The following is a 14,382-nucleotide window of genomic DNA, read 5'->3' as shown; positions in this document are numbered from 1 at the left end:
CCGGGTGGACGGCGTCCTCGTGGTCGACGCGCTCGTGGCCGTCCTCGCGGTGTCGCTGCTGGCCCCGCTGGTGGTCGGGCTGCTGCCCCGCCTGCCCGTGCCGCAGGTCGTGCTGCTGCTGGTCGGCGGCATCCTCATCGGACCGCAGGTGCTGGGCCTGAGCTCACCGGGCGGCGTCCGGGTGCTCGCCGACGTCGGCCTCGGCTTCGTCTTCCTCCTGGCCGGCTACGAGGTGGACCTGCGGTTGTTCCGGGAGGACGCCGGGCGCCGGGCCGTCGTCGCCTGGCTGGTCTCGCTGGTCCTCGCCCTGGGCGTGGTGGCGCTGCTGGCCGCGGCGGGCCTGGTCCGCGCGTTCGTGCCGGTGGCGCTGGCCCTGACCACCACCGCGCTCGGCACGCTGCTGCCGGTGCTCCGCGAGAACCGGCTGCTCTCCGGGCGGCTCGGGCGGTACCTGCTGGCGGCGGGCGGGGTGGGCGAGCTGTTCCCGGTGCTGGCGATCGCCCTGTTCCTGGGCTCCCAGAACCGCTTCACCGCGCTGGCGTCGATGGGGGCGGTCGCGGTGCTGGCGGTGCTGCTCGGGCTGGGCCGCCGGGCGGTGCGCGACGGCGGGCGGCTGGCCACGGTGGTCCTGCTGGGGCAGCACGAGACCGCCCAGATCACGCTGCGCGCCACGATGCTGCTGCTGATCACGCTGATCGCGGTCACCGACCAGTTCCACCTCGACGCCGTGCTGGGGGCCTTCCTCGCCGGCGTCGTCCTGCGGCGGTGGGCGGGCGAGGGCTCGCCGGTCCTGGAGTCCAAGCTCGACGCCGTCGGCTACGGGTTCTTCATCCCGGTCTTCTTCGTGTACTCGGGCATGAGCCTGGACCTGCACTCGATCGCGGAGGCGCCGCTGCGGGTCGTGCTCTTCTTCGTCCTCATGTTCGCCGTCCGCGGGCTGCCGGCGCTGGTGGTCTACCGCGGCGTGCTGCCGTGGCGGCAGCGCGGGCAGACGGCGCTGGTGACGGCGACCGCGCTGCCGGTGCTGGTCGCGCTGGCCGAGATCGGGCTGCGCAACGGGACGATGCTGCCCCAGAACGCGGCCGCGCTCGTGGGGGCCGGCGTGCTCACCGTGCTGCTGTTCCCCGCGCTGGCCGTGGCCCTCGGCCCCGAGCAGCCGGAGGGTCAGCCCGCCGTCCCGGCCCCGCGGGGGAACAGGCGCCGCTCCAGCGGCCCGGTGGCGAACAGCAGGAGGAGAGCGAGGTAGTTGACCGCCGGGACGAGCACCCCGAGGACGAACGCGACGACGAAGGTGCCCGTGGTGACCAGCGCCGGTGCGGGGTGCTCCGGCTGGACCCCCGCGCGCCGCAGGCCGGGTCGGCCGCGGACGAGGAGGGTCAGCGCGGTGAGCATCGCGGAGCTGACCGTCATGGTGCCGATGTACAGCGCCACGGCCGGCCGGTCATTGCCGTAGACGGCGACCACCTGGGTGGTGAACGGCAGGACGACGATCGTCAGCAGCCAGGCGAAGTTGACCAGGACGAATGCGTGGTCGTAGGCGGCGACCTGCTCGACGATCCGGTGGTGGACCATCCACAGCCGGGCGATGACCAGGAAGCTGAGCAGGAACGCGCCGAACTGGGCGGCGTCCGCGGCGAGGACGTCGGCGAGATCGTCGTCCAGCTCCGCGTCGGCCAGGACGTCGACCAGCGGCAGCACCAGCAGGGTGATGGCGATCGCCACGACGGCGTCGAGGAAGGTGACCAGGCGGTCGAGCCCCCGCTCGGTCGGCACGGTCCGGGGCCGGGTGGAGTCCGGTCTCATGCGGGGAGACGATCCGCCGCCGGGCTCCCGGCAGCACCCCCCTCCGGCGCCGGCGCCCGCCGGTCGCCACGGGGTGCGAGCGGGTCCGTGCGCCGCGGGCCTCACCGGTGGATCTCGACGAGCAGCACCCACGCGTTCGTCGTCGCCCCGCCCATGCCGAGGACCATGGCCGCGGCCAGCCACCACAGGTCGCCGCCGGCACCGGCCAGCAGGGACGCCGCGCAGGTGACGAGCGCGGCGGCCGGCAGGAGCACCGTCGCCGCGGGCACGAGCACCCGGTACCGCGGGGTGGTGCGGTCCGGCTGGCCGCGCAGCAGGGGCGGCAGCGCGGTGGCGGCCAGCAGCACGCCGATCGCCGCCAGCTCGACGGCCAGGGCGCGGACCGGCTGGGGGACGAGGACCAGCACGCCGGCGATCAGGAGCGCCATGAGCAGCGCGAGGGTGCGCGCGGCCCGCCCCGGCAGGTCGCGGAACTCCAGGATGCGGGCCAGGTTGATGGAGACGGCCACGAAGATCAGGCCGGCCAGCGCGGCACAGGCACCGACGGTGGCCACGGCGAAGTCGTGCCAGGCGTCAGGGATGGCGGTGTCCACCGCGCCGTCCTCTCAGGTGCCTCACCCCTCCGGGTGCGGCGCGCCGACCACGGCCCCGGGCCGCGCCGTGTGCGGCACGTCGGCGAACAGGTCCACCAGCGCGTCCCAGCGGGTCCGCCGCCCGGGCGGGAAGCGGGCCTCCGACCGCTGCCGCCGGACCGAGCCGGCCGGGTACCACCGGCGTCCCCAGAACGAGTGCGGCCGGGCCAGCCGGAACGCGCCGACCGCCGCCACGAGCGGCACGAACACCCCCACCACGCCCAGCACCGCCCGCCCCTTGAGGATCGCGACGAGGGCGAAGGCCAGGTTGACCGCGACCGTCAGCGCGAGCGGCACGTCCCCGGGGAGCTGCTGGGCGTCGAACGGGTTGGCGCCGATCAGCAGCAGCACGCCCACCACGACCGCCAAGAGGACGGCGTCGATCGAGCTGCGACCCTCGTGCGACCAGTAGACGTCCTCCAGGTGCAGCCACAGGGCGAACTCGTCGAGGGTGAGCGCCGCGCCGACCCCGAACAGGACGGCGAGCACGTTCTGCCAGGCACCGGCGGGCCGGTAGGTCAGCTCGACGAGGCCGGTGCCGAGCAGCAGGAAGATCCCGTACACCTCGTGGTGCAGGTGGACGCCGCCGACGCTGGCGTCCCGGAAGGGGCCCCGGCCGGTGCGGATGGCGCGGGTGACGAACCGCGTGGCCAGGAACGTCACCAGGAACGCGCCGAGCATCCAGGCGACGACGATCCGCCGGCCGGTCAGCGCCGGGAGGAGCTCCAGCTCGATGCCCACAGCGCCACCGCCCTCTCGCCAGGCCCCCGATGGTGCCGGGGGAGGCGGGGGCGGGACCAGAGGCCGTCGTCCGAGGGACCGCCGCCCCTGGCGTCCGGACCGGAGAGGCGGGACGGTCCGCGCGGACAGCCGGACCCGCGGAGGGAGAGCCCCGTGCCCCAGCCCCGACCGCCCCGCCCCTCTCGTCCCCGCCGCTGGTCGGCCGCCGGAGCCGCCGCCGGGGTCGTCGCCGTCCTGGCGCTGGCCGGGTGCGACGCCGGCAACGAGGCGGAGACGCTGGAGGAGACCCCCGACACCGCGGGGGTCGACGGCTCGGTGGGCCAGGTCTCGCTCGACGACTTCTTCCTCGACGCCGAGGACACCGTCGCGGCGGGGGCGTCCGTGCCGCTGCGCGGGGTGGTCACCAACGACGCCGAGGACGCCGACCGGCTCGTCGGCGTCACCACGCCGGCCGCGCAGTCGGTCCAGCTGCTCGACGAGTCCGGTCAGGCCAGCCCCGCCGGCATCGAGGTACCGGCCGGCGGCCAGGTGGAGGCCGTCACCGGCCCGGTGCGGTTCCAGCTGGAGGGCGTGACGGACCCCATCGCACCCACCGACACCGTGCGGGTCACCTTCACCTTCCAGAGCGCCGGGGAGGTGGCCCTCGACGTGCCCGTCGCCCCCGGCCCGGGTCCGGTGGACTGAGCCGCACGGGGCGGGTCGAGCGGCCGGGCGCGGGTACGGCAGCGGCGTGGACGGCGGCGCGGGGCCCCGGGAGAGCACCGTCCGGTTGCACGACGGCCGGGTGCTCGCCTACGCGGAGTACGGCGACCCGGACGGCCGGGTGGTGCTCGGCTGCCACGGCTCGCCGAGCTCCCGGCTGGAGCGGCACGTGGAGGACCCGGAGGACTACCGGCGGTGGGGCGTGCGGTTCGTGGTGCCCGACCGGCCCGGCTTCGGCGACTCCGATCCGCGGCCCGGCCGGCGGGTGACCGACTGGCCCGACGACGTCCGCCAGCTGCTGGACGTCCTCGGGGTGGGGCCGTTCGACGTCCTCAGCCTCTCCGGTGGCGCCGCCTACGCCCTGGCCTGCGCCGCCGCCTTCGGGGACCGGGTGCGCGGCGTCGGGGTGCTGGGCGGGGCGCCGCCGCCCGACGTCCCGTGGCCGTGGGCGTGGCCGGACTGGGTGCCGCACCAGCTGCGCTCGGCCGCCCGCAGCACGTCGCCGGTGGCCGCGCTGCTCAAGCCGCTGTTCGTGCCGGCCGCCCGCAGCCCGGCGCTGATCCCGCGGTACCTGCAGGCGCGGCTGAACCCCTCCGACCGGCGAGTCCTCGGGCGGCCCACCGTCCGGCGGCTGCTGGTCGCGACCTTCGCCGAGGGCCTGCGCCACGGGCCCGGCCCGGTCGCCGAGGACCGCGCCCTGCTGCTGCGGCCGTGGGGCTTCCCGCTGTCGGCGGTGCGCCAGCACGTGCACGTCTGGCACGGCACCCAGGACTGGCAGGTGCCGGTCGGGCTGGCCCGGGTGCTCTCCGCGCTGCTGCCGCGCAGCACGGTGCACTGGGTCCCCGGCGAGGGCCACTTCTTCGTGTTCGACCACGCCGCGCGCGTGTACGCGGGGCTGCGCGGCTGAGTCCCCGGTCGTCGTCCCGGATGGCGGCGGAACCCGGGCGGGTGTGCGATGGGACGGCGCCGTCGATGCTCCGGGAGTCGCCATGCCCCGCCGTGCCCCCACCCTGGTCGCCCTCGCCGCGCTGGCCGCCGGCGCCGTCGCCACCGCCCCGCCGGCCGCCGCCGCCCCGGACCGGCAGCCGGTCGCGATCGGCACCGGCGGTGCCGTCGCCACCGTGGACCCCGACGCCACGCGGATCGGCCTGGAGGTCCTCGCGGCCGGTGGCAACGCCGCCGACGCGGCGGTCGCCGCGGCCGCCGCGCTCGGGGTCAGCGAGCCGTACTCGGCCGGCGTCGGTGGCGGCGGCTTCTTCCTCTACCACGACGCCGCCTCCGGCGCGGTCTCCTCGATCGACGGCCGCGAGACCGCGCCGCAGGCGATGGGCCCGGACGCCTTCCTCGACGCCGCCGGCGCCCCACTGCCCCTGCAGGAGGCGGTGCAGAGCGGCCTGTCGGTCGGCACGCCCGGGACGCCGCTGACGTGGGAGCGCGCGCTGGCGGAGTTCGGCACGCTGTCGCTGGCCGAGGCACTGGAGGGGGCGACCCGGCTGGCCGAGGACGGGTTCGTCGTCGACGAGACGTTCCGGCAGCAGACCGCGGACAACGAGGCGAAGTTCCGCCGCTTCGCCGCCTCCGCGCAGCTGTGGCTCCCGGGCGGCGCGCTGCCCGAGGTGGGCTCGGTCTTCCGCAACCCTGACCTGGCCCGCACCTACGAGGAACTCGCCGCCGAGGGCGCCGAGGCGTTCGCCACCGGGGAGCTCGCCGGCGACGTCGTCCGCACCGCCCAGGACCCGCCGGAGGCCGCCGGCGCCGCCGCGGTGCGCGGCGGCCTGCTCACCGAGGCCGACCTCGCCGCCTACGACGCGCCGCTGCGGGAGCCGACGCGGGTGGGCTACCGCGGCCTCGAGGTGGTCGGGATGGCGCCGCCGTCCAGCGGCGGCTCGACGGTGGGGGAGGCGCTGAACGTGCTCGAGCGGTTCCCGCTGGGCTCGCTGTCCGACGCCGACGCCCTGCACCTGTACCTGGAGGCGTCGGCGGTCGCCTTCGCCGACCGCAACGCCTACGTGGCCGATCCCGCGACCACCGACGTGCCGCTGGCCGAGCTGCTGTCCGACGGCTTCGCCGCCGAGCGGGCCTGCGCGATCGACCCGGCCCGTGCGGCTCCCCGGCCGGTGGCCGCGGGAGTCCCGGACGGCGCCTACGAGCCGTGTCCCGCACCGGCGGGCACGACGGTCGGCGGCGACAGCGAGGGCCCGTCGACCACCCACCTCACCGTCGCCGACGCCCAGGGCAACGTGGCCGCCTACACGCTCACCATCGAGCAGACCGGCGGCAGCGGGATCACCGTGCCCGGCCGCGGGTTCCTGCTCAACAACGAGCTGACCGACTTCACGTTCGCCGCCGCGGACCCGGCCCGTCCCGAGCCGAACCTGCCGGGGCCGGGCAAGCGGCCGCGCAGCAGCATGGCGCCGACGATCGTGCTGGACGACGGCGCGCCGGTGCTCGCGCTCGGCTCACCCGGCGGCGCCACGATCATCACCACGGTGCTGCAGACGCTGGTGGACCGCCTGGACCGCCACGCCGACCTGGCCGACGCGATCGCCGCGCCCCGCGCCAGCTCCCGCAACGGCACCACGACGGACGCCGAGCCGGCCTTCCTGGCCGCCCACGGCGCGGACCTCACCGCCCGCGGGCACGCCTTCGCCGAGGTGGCCGAGATCGGCGCCGCGACCGGCGTCGAGTTCCTGCCCGGCGGGCTGCTGCTGGCCGCGGCCGAGCCGGAGCGCCGCGGCGGCGGCAGCGCCGGCGTCGTCCACGACGTCCTCGCCGACGCCGGGTAGCGGCCCCGGCCGGCGGACGCCGCCGCCGGTGGTGAGCACGAGCGGGAGCGCCGTCGTCGTGGTCGCCCTGACCGCGCGTGGCCGGGGTCAGCCGGCCGGTCGCCAGCCCAGGGCCGGACCCAGCCGGGTCGCGATGTCGGTGAGGATCTGCTCGTAGTCGGCGTCGGTGAAGCTGAACGGCAGCGCGAACACCACCTCGGTGACCTCCTGGAAGCCGGCGTGGGCGGACAGCTGCTCGGCGATCTGCTCCGACGTGCCGACCAGGTCGCGGGCGAACAGCAGCCGGGCCGGGCCCTGCGGTGCGGCGGTCCGCGGGGTGCGGGCAGCGGCGTAGGCGGCGTACCGCTCCCGCTGGTCGGCCGTGGCGCTGTCGGTCGGGATGACCACCAGCCCCTGCGAGACCCGCGCCGCGGTGCCGTCGGGGTGCGCGGCCCGGAACGCCCGGACGTGCGAGCGCTGGATCTCGGCGAAGTCCTCGGACTCCTCGGCCTTGACCACGCTGCTGGTCAGGAAGTTCATCCCCTGCTCGCCGGCCCACTGCGCCGAGCGCAGGCTCCCGCCGCCGTACCAGATCCGCCGGCCCAGCCCGGGGGAGTGCGGCTGGACCCGGTCCGACCACTCCTCGACCACGCCCTCCCGCCCGGCGAAGGTGCTGGCCCGCTCGCCGCGGACCAGGCGCAGCAGCCGGGACACCCGCTCGTAGGAGAAGTCCTCGGCGTCGGCGGTGTCCGGGTAGAGCGCGTCCTTGACGTCGTCCCAGTGCATGGGCGGGCCGACGCTCACCCCGGGGTTGAGCCGGCCGCCGGAGAGCACGTCGACGGTGGCGAGGTCCTCGGCCAGCCGCAGCGGGTTCTCCCACCCCAGCGGGATCACCGCCGTGCCGAGCTCGATGCGCCGGGTGCGCTGGGTCGCGGCGGCGAGGACGGCGACCGGTGAGGAGATGCCGTACTGCAGGTGGCGGTTGCGCACCCACGCGCTGTCGAAGCCGAGCCGCTCACCGAGCTCGATGACCCGCAGCGTCGTCTCGTGACCCGCGGCCGGGTCGGCGCCGTCGAAGGAGCCGATGGTCAGGAAGCCCAGCTTCTGCAGCGGGGCCGAGGGTGCGGGCATGCGGTGATCATCGCCGACGGGGCAGGAGCCGGCGCGACCGCGCCCGGTCGGCAGATGTCGCCGACGTGTCGACAGGGATCCCGGCGCGGGTCGGTCCCCGTCCGGCCCGCGACACGCCCGTGGACGGCGCGCCGGTCGGCCCGCGGTGTGGGCAGCGACACACCCGCGGCTGACCAGGCAGGTCGCCCCGGGTGGGCCGCTCGGCCTTGACGGTGCCCGTCGTCGCTCACCTACAGTCGCCCACCGAACACCGCCCGTAGCGGAATGCCCCCGGCACTGGAGAGAGCACATGCACCACCCCCGGATCCGCGGGCCCCTGGCGCCGGTGGAGGGCCGACCGTGACGGCGGTCCTCGTCGAGCAGATCACCGCCGAGCACCCCGCGGTCGCCCTGGGCGCTCCCCGGTCGCGCCGGGCGCCCTCGGCCGGGCGGCAGGCCGTCGCGTGGCTGGCCTTGCACGCCCTCCTCGGAGCGGCCCCGCTGGCCCTGTGCTCCACCGAGGCCCAGCCCGGGCGGGGGTTCGTGGTGAACCTGTCGGTGGCGCTGGGCTTCCTCGCCCTGTCGGTGCTCGGGCTGCAGTTCGCCCTCGCCGCCCGCTTCACCCGGGCGACCGCCCCGTTCGGCATCGACTGGGTCCTGCGCTACCACCGGCAGGTCTCCTTCCTCGCCGTCGTCGCGGCTTTCGGACACCCGCTGCTGCTCTTCCTGGCCGACGGCCGCTACCGGGTGTTGCTCGACGTCCTCGACGCTCCGCTGCGCGCCCAGTTCGCGTGGCTGTCGGTGGCCGCGCTGGGCGTGCTCATGGCGACGTCCATCTGGCGGCGGGCCCTGCGGATCAGCTATCCGGTCTGGCACGTCGTGCACTCGCTGATGGGCGTGACCACCGTGCTGGCCGGGCTCGGGCACGCGTTCCTCGTCGGCCGCCACTTCAGCGAGCCGTGGGTGCGCGGGACCTGGGCGGTCTACACCGCCGCGTTCCTCTGGCTGGCGGTGTGGGTGCGGCTGGTCAAGCCGCTGCGGCTGCGGCGCCGACCCTGGCAGGTGGTCGAGCTGTGGCCCGAGCCGGGCGGCAGCGTGACCGTCGGGCTGGAGCCCGCGCACCGCCACGGCGGCCAGGACTTCTCCTTCCAGGCCGGTCAGTTCGCCTGGATCCTGCCGCGCCGCACCGCCTTCACCCCGACCTACCACCCGTTCTCCATCTCCTCCAGTGCCGAGCGCCGCCGGGTGGAGTTCACGATCAAGCAGGTCGGCGAGTTCACCCGCTCCATCCGCCGGCTGCGCCTGGGCGACACCGTCTACGTCGACGGCCCGCACGGCTCGTTCACCCTCGAGCGGCACCCGGGGATGGGGTTCGTGTTCGTGGCCGCGGGGGTCGGTGTCACGCCGTTCCTCAGCATGCTGGCCACCCTCGCCGACCGGGGCGACCGGCGTCCGTGCTGGCTGTTCCTCGGCAACCGCACCCAGGACCAGATCACCGGGATCCGGCAGCTCGAGCGACTCCGGGGCCGGCTGGACCTCACCGTGGTGCACGTGATCAGTCGGCCCACCGAGACGTGGCCGGGGGAGCGCGGGCGCATCGACGAGCGCGTGCTCGCCCGGCACCTGCCGGCCCACCACCGCTCGCTGCAGTACTTCGTCTGCGCGCGCGAGGAGATGGTCGGCGCCGTGCGGAACTCCCTCGGCGGGCTCGGCGTCCCCGCCGACCGCATCCACAGCGAACAGTTCGGGATGGTGTGACGTGCGCACTCCGGGAACGACCTCGGCGGCCTGGGTCGTCAGCTGGGTCCTGCTCGGCCTCTGCGTCCTGTGGGCGGCGGTCCACGGCTGACCCGGTGGCCGTGCCTGGTCCCGCGCCCGTGCGGGTAGGGGCCACGGACAGCCCCGGGGACGAGGAGGTCCGGCGATGGCGGATCGGGACGACGAGTACGCGGCCGCGGGCCGCCCGGCCGACGGGCCCCGCACGCCCGCGACCCCGGCCGAGGCGGTGCCGCCGGATCCGCCCGTGGAGCGGGGCGTGCCCACGCGCGGCGACACCGACGTCCCGGTCGAGGAGGCGCCCCGTGAACAGGCGCCGGCCGACCCCTACGAGGCGCCGTCCGGCCACGCCTGACGGGTCAGCCCCGGTTCAGGTGCTCCTCGACGGCGGCCCTCGTGACGCCCTGGGCGGCCAGCACGCCGGTGCCGTCCTCGGCCTCCAGCACCGCGAGCAGGAGGTGCCCGCCGCCGATGGCGTCGTCCCCGCGGCGCAGCGCCTCGCGGAAGGTGAGCTCGAGGATCCGTCGGGCGTGCGCGTCGAACGGGATCAGCTCGGGGACGTCGGCGGCGGCCGGCGGCAGCGTCGCCGTGGCGGTCCGCCGGACGGCGTCGAGCGACGCCCCCGCGGCGACGACGGCGCGGGCCGCCTGGCTGCCGTCGTCGGCCACCAGCGCGAGCACCAGGTGGGCCACGCCGATCGTGGCGCTGCCGGCCGCGCGCGCCTCCTCCTGGGCGCGCACGACCGCGGCCCGGGCCTCGTCGGTGAACCGGCTGAAACCCTGGCTGGGGTCGAGGGGTACCTCGCCCGCCTTCGCCACGAAGCGCTTCTGGGCGGCCTGCTTGGTGACGCCCATGCTGCCGCCGATGTCGGACCACGACGCCCCCGCCCGGCGGGCCCGGTCGACGAAGTGCCCGATGAGGTGGTCGGCCACCTCGCCGAGGTGTTCACCGAGCAGGACCGCGCCGGAGAGCTGGTCCAGGGGCGTCTCGTGGGCCCGGGTGATCGCGGCGATGAGGTCGTCGAGCCGGACGGCGCCGGCGGGCTGCGTCATGCCGTCAACCGTAGGTTGACGCCATGCCAGCGTCAACCCTGCGTTGACGGTTACCGTGTCGGCGCCTCTGCTCCCGACGTCTGGACGCCGATGCCGACCGACCCCCGCCCCTGCGGACGGCCTGCGTGATCGGCCGACGGCCACGACGGGTGCTCGTCCTCGGCGGCGCGCGGTCGGGGAAGTCGACCTTCGCCGAGCGGGCGCTGGCGCGGGTGCGCGAGGTGGAGTTCGTGGCCTGCGGCCCGGCGCCCGGCCCCGGCGACCCGGAGTGGGCCGACCGCGTCGCGCGGCACCGCGCCCGCCGCCCGCCGTCCTGGCGCACCGTCGAGACCCTCGACCTGGCCATGGTCCTGAGCCGCCCCGGGCCACCGGTGCTGGTGGACTGCCTGACCACCTGGCTGGCCGGGACGATGGACGCCTGCGGGGTGTGGTCCGCCGAGCCGGGCGCGGACACCCGGCTGGCGGCGGCGGTCGACGGGCTCGTGGCGGCCTGGGCCGGGACGCGGCGTGTGGTGACGGCGGTGAGCAACGAGGTGGGCAGTGGCGTGGTGCCCGCGACCCCTTCCGGCCGCCGTTTCCGGGACGAGCTCGGCGCCCTCAACGCCCGGGTGGCCGCGGCCGCCGACCGCGTCTGGCTGCTCACCGCGGGCGTCCCCCAGCGGCTGCGCTGACCGCCCGCTACTGGTCGTCGAGGTCCCGCTCGGTCACCAGGTGGACCGCCGCCTCCTCCGCGGACGCCGCCCCGCCGTCGATCCCGCGGTCGAAGGCGACCAACTCGGCCTCCGTGTCGGCGCCCGTGCCGTCGTCGTCCTCGGCGAGCCGGCCGGCCCGCAGGTCGCCGACCTCGTCGTCGAGCAGCTCGCCGTCGGTGTCGGAGGTGTCGCCGAGGCCGTCGCCGTCGTCGGGCACGGGATCGGCCAGCTCGCGGGCGAGCCGGCCGTCGAGGCTCTCCCCGCGCTCCTCCTCGTCCCCGGTGGTGCCCCAGTCGTCGACCGCCCACGGGCGCTCAGCCGGGGACCAGCCCTCGTCGAGGGGGTCGGAGCCGCGGTCGTCGAGGGTGTCCTCGGGCTCCAGGACGCCGGAGTCGTTCTCGCCGTCGAGGTCGTCGGGCGTGCCGTACGGGAACATGCGCCGCCTCCTGGCGTCGTCGTCGCCACCGTCCGCCCCAGCCTGCTCCGGACGGGGGCAGCGGCACCAGCCTCGGACGCGACGAGGGGCCCCGGCGCGGTGCGCCGGGGCCCCTCGTCGAGCGGAGGTCAGACGGGGCGGACGTTCTCCGCCTGCGGGCCCTTCTGGCCCTGCGTGACGTCGAACTCGACCTGCTGGCCCTCGTCCAGCGAGCGGTAGCCGTCGCTGACGATGGCGGAGTAGTGGCAGAAGACGTCGGCGCCGCCGCCGTCCTGCGCGATGAAGCCGAAGCCCTTCTCCGCGTTGAACCACTTCACAGTGCCCTGGGCCATGTGCCTTCTCGTTTCCGTGCTGGGGGTGTCCGCGCCGGCGTGTGCCGGTGCGGGGTCGCCGCACCGACCGGCAGGACCGAGAGGAACGTCAGGCAGAGACGACTGCGGACGTCCGTGAACGAGGCAGAGGCACAACAGCGACCACGACCCACTGTACGGGATCCAGCGCCCGCGCCCGGGCCGGTTCGGTCACACCCACCCGTCGGGGGTGCCCGCGGCCGCCGGGGGTCACCAGCGCAGCGGGTCGGTCACGCGGGAGTGGGCGGTCCGGCAGGCCCGGCAGTTGCCCCAGGTGACGATGGCCAGCGGCGTCGTCGGGGCGCCGCACTCGGGGCACTCCACCGGCTCGTCCCCTCGGGCCCGGGCGTCGGTGATCGCGCGGGAGCGATCCTCGTGGATGGTCTCGTCACCCCGGCAGGGGCACCCGAGATGGGCTTCGGCGCAGCGTCCGCGATGACCGGTGATGGGGTCCCCCTTCGCTCCGGGGGGACGCTACCCCTGCCGCCCGGTGCTCAGCGCTTGGCGCGGCTGACCCGCAGCACCATGCCGTCCGCGCCGGCGAGCACGGTCAGCCCGCCGCGGCGGAACCGGGTACGGGAGGGGGCGTTGGGGTCGGGCGTGACGTCGTCGGGGGCGTCGAGGCAGCGCTGGATGTCGCCGTCGGCGAGCTTCATGCCGGTCGCCGCCTCCCGCGCGCCGCGGGTCATCCGCAGCCCGCCGGCGCGCGGGGAGCCGCGCTCGGGCGACCGGCCGGCGGAGCGGGTCCGCGCGGCGGGGATCGGGTCGGGGGCGGTGTCGTCGGTCGTGGACGACGGCGGGGCCAAGAACGTGAGGGCAGGTGCAGCCATGCGGTCCTTCGGTTCGTCAGCGGGGCGGGGCTCCGCTCCGCGGTGGGAGGCGCCGGGTCGGCGCGCGTCGCGCGTCCGTCGGGTGTTCCCCGTGCGGGCACCGGACCGGGCCCGCACCCCCACGCTACGCGCCCGGCCCTGCGACGGCCCGGCCCGCGTCCCACGCCCGGGGCTGCGGAGGGGCCGGCCGCCCCGGCCGTGTCCGATGCGGAGAGCGAACCACTGGCGCCGGAGCGTGCTCGCCAGGTCCACTGGGCACCTCGTTCCCGAGTCCACCCGCAGGAGCCCTCCCATGACCGCGTCCCGCGACGCCGCGACGCCGGCCCGCGCCGCCGCCCCCAGACCGACGATCCGCTGGAGGCGGCGATGACCACCACGGCGACCCCGGTCACCGTGCACGAGACCCTGGCGACCCGGGTGCTCACCGGCGCCGGCGCGCGCCGCCTCGTGCCCGAGGAGGTCGCGCGGCTGGGCGCCGGCCGGGTGCTGCTGGTGGCGACCCGCTCGGCCGGCGCGGCCGCCGACGCGGTCGCCGCCGGGCTCGGCCCGCGACTCGCCGCCCGCTTCGACCGGCCGGCGGTGCACACCCCGGTGGCCGTCACCGCCGAGGCGATGTCACTGGTGCCCGAGACCGGCGTGGACTGCGTCGTCGCGATCGGCGGCGGGTCGGCGATCGGCCTGGCCAAGGCGGTGTCGGCGCGGACGGGCGTGCCGCAGGTCGCCGTCCCGACGACGTACGCCGGGTCGGAGGTGACCCCGGTGCTCGGCGAGACCGAGAACGGCGTGAAGACGACGCGGCGGGACCCGGCGCTGGCCCCCGGCACCGTCGTCTACGACCCGGAGCTCACCGTCGGCATGCCGGCCGGTCTCACCCGGACCAGCGCCATGAACGCGCTCGCCCACGCGGTCGAGGCGCTGTGGGCACCGGATCCATCCCCGGTGACCGACGCGCTGGCGACCGAGGCCGTCGACGGCGTCCTCGGCGCGCTGCCGGAGGTGCTGGCCGACCCGGCCGGGCTGCCCGGGCGCAGCCGGCTGCAGGCGGCCGGCTGGCTGGCCGGGATCTGCCTGGCGCAGACGCGGATGGGCCTGCACCACCAGCTCGCGCACGCCCTGGGCGGGGCGTTCGACCTGCCGCACGCCGAGCTGCACACCATGCTGCTGGCCCACGTCATGGCCTTCGACCTGCCCGCGGCCCCCGCGGCGGCGGCCCGGCTGCGGCGCGTCGCCGGGCCGGACCCGGTGGCGGCGGTCTCCGCGCTGGCCCGGGCCCACGACGGGCCGACGACGCTCTCCGACCTGGGCGTGCCGCGCGACGGGCTGCGCGCGATCGCCGAGCGGGTCGTCGCCGCCCCCTACCCGAACCCGCGGCCGCTGGACGTCGGATCGGTCGCCGCGCTGCTCGACCGCGCCTGGTCGGGCGAGCACCCCGCCTGAGAGGCCGTGGGGGGGGGGGGGGGGGGGGGGCGGGGGGGCCCCCCGCGCCCGCCCCC

16 protein-coding genes are annotated in these 14,382 nt (G+C 76.6%); 8 read left to right on the top strand and 8 right to left on the bottom strand.

The features are described 5' to 3' along the window. Positions 1 to 4 precede the first annotated feature (4 nt). Positions 5 to 1,246: a cation:proton antiporter gene (locus tag ACI784_RS12400; protein ID WP_457013684.1), complete on the top strand. Its 1,242-nt coding sequence runs from the start codon at positions 5 to 7 to the stop codon at positions 1,244 to 1,246. On the opposite strand, the gene ACI784_RS12395 is transcribed toward ACI784_RS12400, so the two are convergent. The 3 genes from ACI784_RS12395 to ACI784_RS12385 form a co-directional block, all read right to left on the bottom strand. Next, positions 1,165 to 1,803 (bottom strand): TMEM175 family protein, encoded by a 639-nt coding sequence (locus ACI784_RS12395; protein WP_456925266.1) that lies wholly within the window; start codon positions 1,801 to 1,803, stop codon positions 1,165 to 1,167. The genes ACI784_RS12400 and ACI784_RS12395 overlap by 82 nt on opposite strands. A 101-nt stretch (positions 1,804 to 1,904) precedes the next feature. Beyond that, the gene (locus tag ACI784_RS12390; protein ID WP_457013683.1) at positions 1,905 to 2,396 is read right to left on the bottom strand and encodes a hypothetical protein; all 492 of its coding nucleotides are present in this window, start codon (positions 2,394 to 2,396) and stop codon (positions 1,905 to 1,907) included. A gap of 21 nt (positions 2,397 to 2,417) precedes the next feature. Next, entirely contained in the window at positions 2,418 to 3,176 is a 759-nt protein-coding gene (locus ACI784_RS12385; protein ID WP_456925264.1) for a hypothetical protein, read from the bottom strand. Between the two features lie 153 nt (positions 3,177 to 3,329). Here ACI784_RS12385 and ACI784_RS12380 point away from each other — a divergent pair, with 153 nt between their 5' ends. The 3 genes from ACI784_RS12380 (at position 3,330) to ggt (ending at position 6,664) form a co-directional block, all read left to right on the top strand. After that, the gene (locus ACI784_RS12380; protein WP_457013682.1) at positions 3,330 to 3,860 is read left to right on the top strand and encodes a copper chaperone PCu(A)C; all 531 of its coding nucleotides are present in this window, start codon (positions 3,330 to 3,332) and stop codon (positions 3,858 to 3,860) included. A 46-nt stretch (positions 3,861 to 3,906) separates the two neighbouring features. Next, a complete protein-coding gene (locus tag ACI784_RS12375) occupies positions 3,907 to 4,785 on the top strand; it encodes an alpha/beta fold hydrolase (RefSeq protein ID WP_457013681.1) in 879 nt (292 codons plus the stop codon). A gap of 82 nt (positions 4,786 to 4,867) precedes the next feature. Then, entirely contained in the window at positions 4,868 to 6,664 is a 1,797-nt protein-coding gene (gene ggt / locus ACI784_RS12370; RefSeq protein WP_457013680.1) for a gamma-glutamyltransferase, read from the top strand. 87 nt (positions 6,665 to 6,751) lie between these two features. Here ggt and ACI784_RS12365 read toward each other — a convergent pair whose 3' ends face one another. Beyond that, positions 6,752 to 7,774, bottom strand: coding sequence for an LLM class flavin-dependent oxidoreductase (locus ACI784_RS12365; protein WP_456925259.1), 1,023 nt, complete (start codon positions 7,772 to 7,774; stop codon positions 6,752 to 6,754). A gap of 339 nt (positions 7,775 to 8,113) precedes the next feature. On the opposite strand from ACI784_RS12365, the gene ACI784_RS12360 reads away from it, so the two are divergent. Together ACI784_RS12360 and ACI784_RS12355 are read left to right on the top strand one after the other, a co-directional pair. Beyond that, a complete protein-coding gene (locus tag ACI784_RS12360; RefSeq protein ID WP_457013679.1) occupies positions 8,114 to 9,511 on the top strand; it encodes a ferredoxin reductase family protein in 1,398 nt (465 codons plus the stop codon). A gap of 166 nt (positions 9,512 to 9,677) precedes the next feature. Further along, positions 9,678 to 9,884, top strand: coding sequence for a hypothetical protein (locus tag ACI784_RS12355; RefSeq protein WP_457013678.1), 207 nt, complete (start codon positions 9,678 to 9,680; stop codon positions 9,882 to 9,884). A 4-nt stretch (positions 9,885 to 9,888) separates the two neighbouring features. Here the strand turns inward: ACI784_RS12355 and ACI784_RS12350 are convergent, their stop codons facing one another. Continuing rightward, the gene (locus tag ACI784_RS12350; protein WP_457013677.1) at positions 9,889 to 10,581 is read right to left on the bottom strand and encodes a Clp protease N-terminal domain-containing protein; all 693 of its coding nucleotides are present in this window, start codon (positions 10,579 to 10,581) and stop codon (positions 9,889 to 9,891) included. Between the two features lie 125 nt (positions 10,582 to 10,706). Here ACI784_RS12350 and ACI784_RS12345 point away from each other — a divergent pair, with 125 nt between their 5' ends. Continuing rightward, positions 10,707 to 11,252 carry a bifunctional adenosylcobinamide kinase/adenosylcobinamide-phosphate guanylyltransferase gene (locus ACI784_RS12345; protein ID WP_457013676.1) on the top strand — a complete coding sequence of 182 codons (546 nt, stop codon included), beginning with the start codon at positions 10,707 to 10,709 and terminating at the stop codon, positions 11,250 to 11,252. 7 nt (positions 11,253 to 11,259) lie between these two features. On the opposite strand, the gene ACI784_RS12340 is transcribed toward ACI784_RS12345, so the two are convergent. The 3 genes from ACI784_RS12340 to ACI784_RS12330 form a co-directional block, all read right to left on the bottom strand. Further along, positions 11,260 to 11,709, bottom strand: coding sequence for a DUF5709 domain-containing protein (locus ACI784_RS12340; protein ID WP_456925254.1), 450 nt, complete (start codon positions 11,707 to 11,709; stop codon positions 11,260 to 11,262). Between the two features lie 128 nt (positions 11,710 to 11,837). Then, positions 11,838 to 12,041, bottom strand: coding sequence for a cold-shock protein (locus ACI784_RS12335; protein WP_135147180.1), 204 nt, complete (start codon positions 12,039 to 12,041; stop codon positions 11,838 to 11,840). A 512-nt stretch (positions 12,042 to 12,553) separates the two neighbouring features. Further along, positions 12,554 to 12,889: a hypothetical protein gene (locus ACI784_RS12330; protein WP_457013675.1), complete on the bottom strand. Its 336-nt coding sequence runs from the start codon at positions 12,887 to 12,889 to the stop codon at positions 12,554 to 12,556. 366 nt (positions 12,890 to 13,255) lie between these two features. On the opposite strand from ACI784_RS12330, the gene ACI784_RS12325 reads away from it, so the two are divergent. Further along, positions 13,256 to 14,326, top strand: a complete 1,071-nt coding sequence (locus ACI784_RS12325) for a maleylacetate reductase (RefSeq protein ID WP_457013674.1) — start codon at positions 13,256 to 13,258, stop codon at positions 14,324 to 14,326. Positions 14,327 to 14,382 lie beyond the last annotated feature (56 nt).

This window comes from Geodermatophilus sp. SYSU D01186 (genome assembly GCF_054050215.1).
The sequence above is the reverse complement of the archived record's forward strand: the minus strand, read 5'-3'. Positions and strand labels throughout refer to the sequence as shown.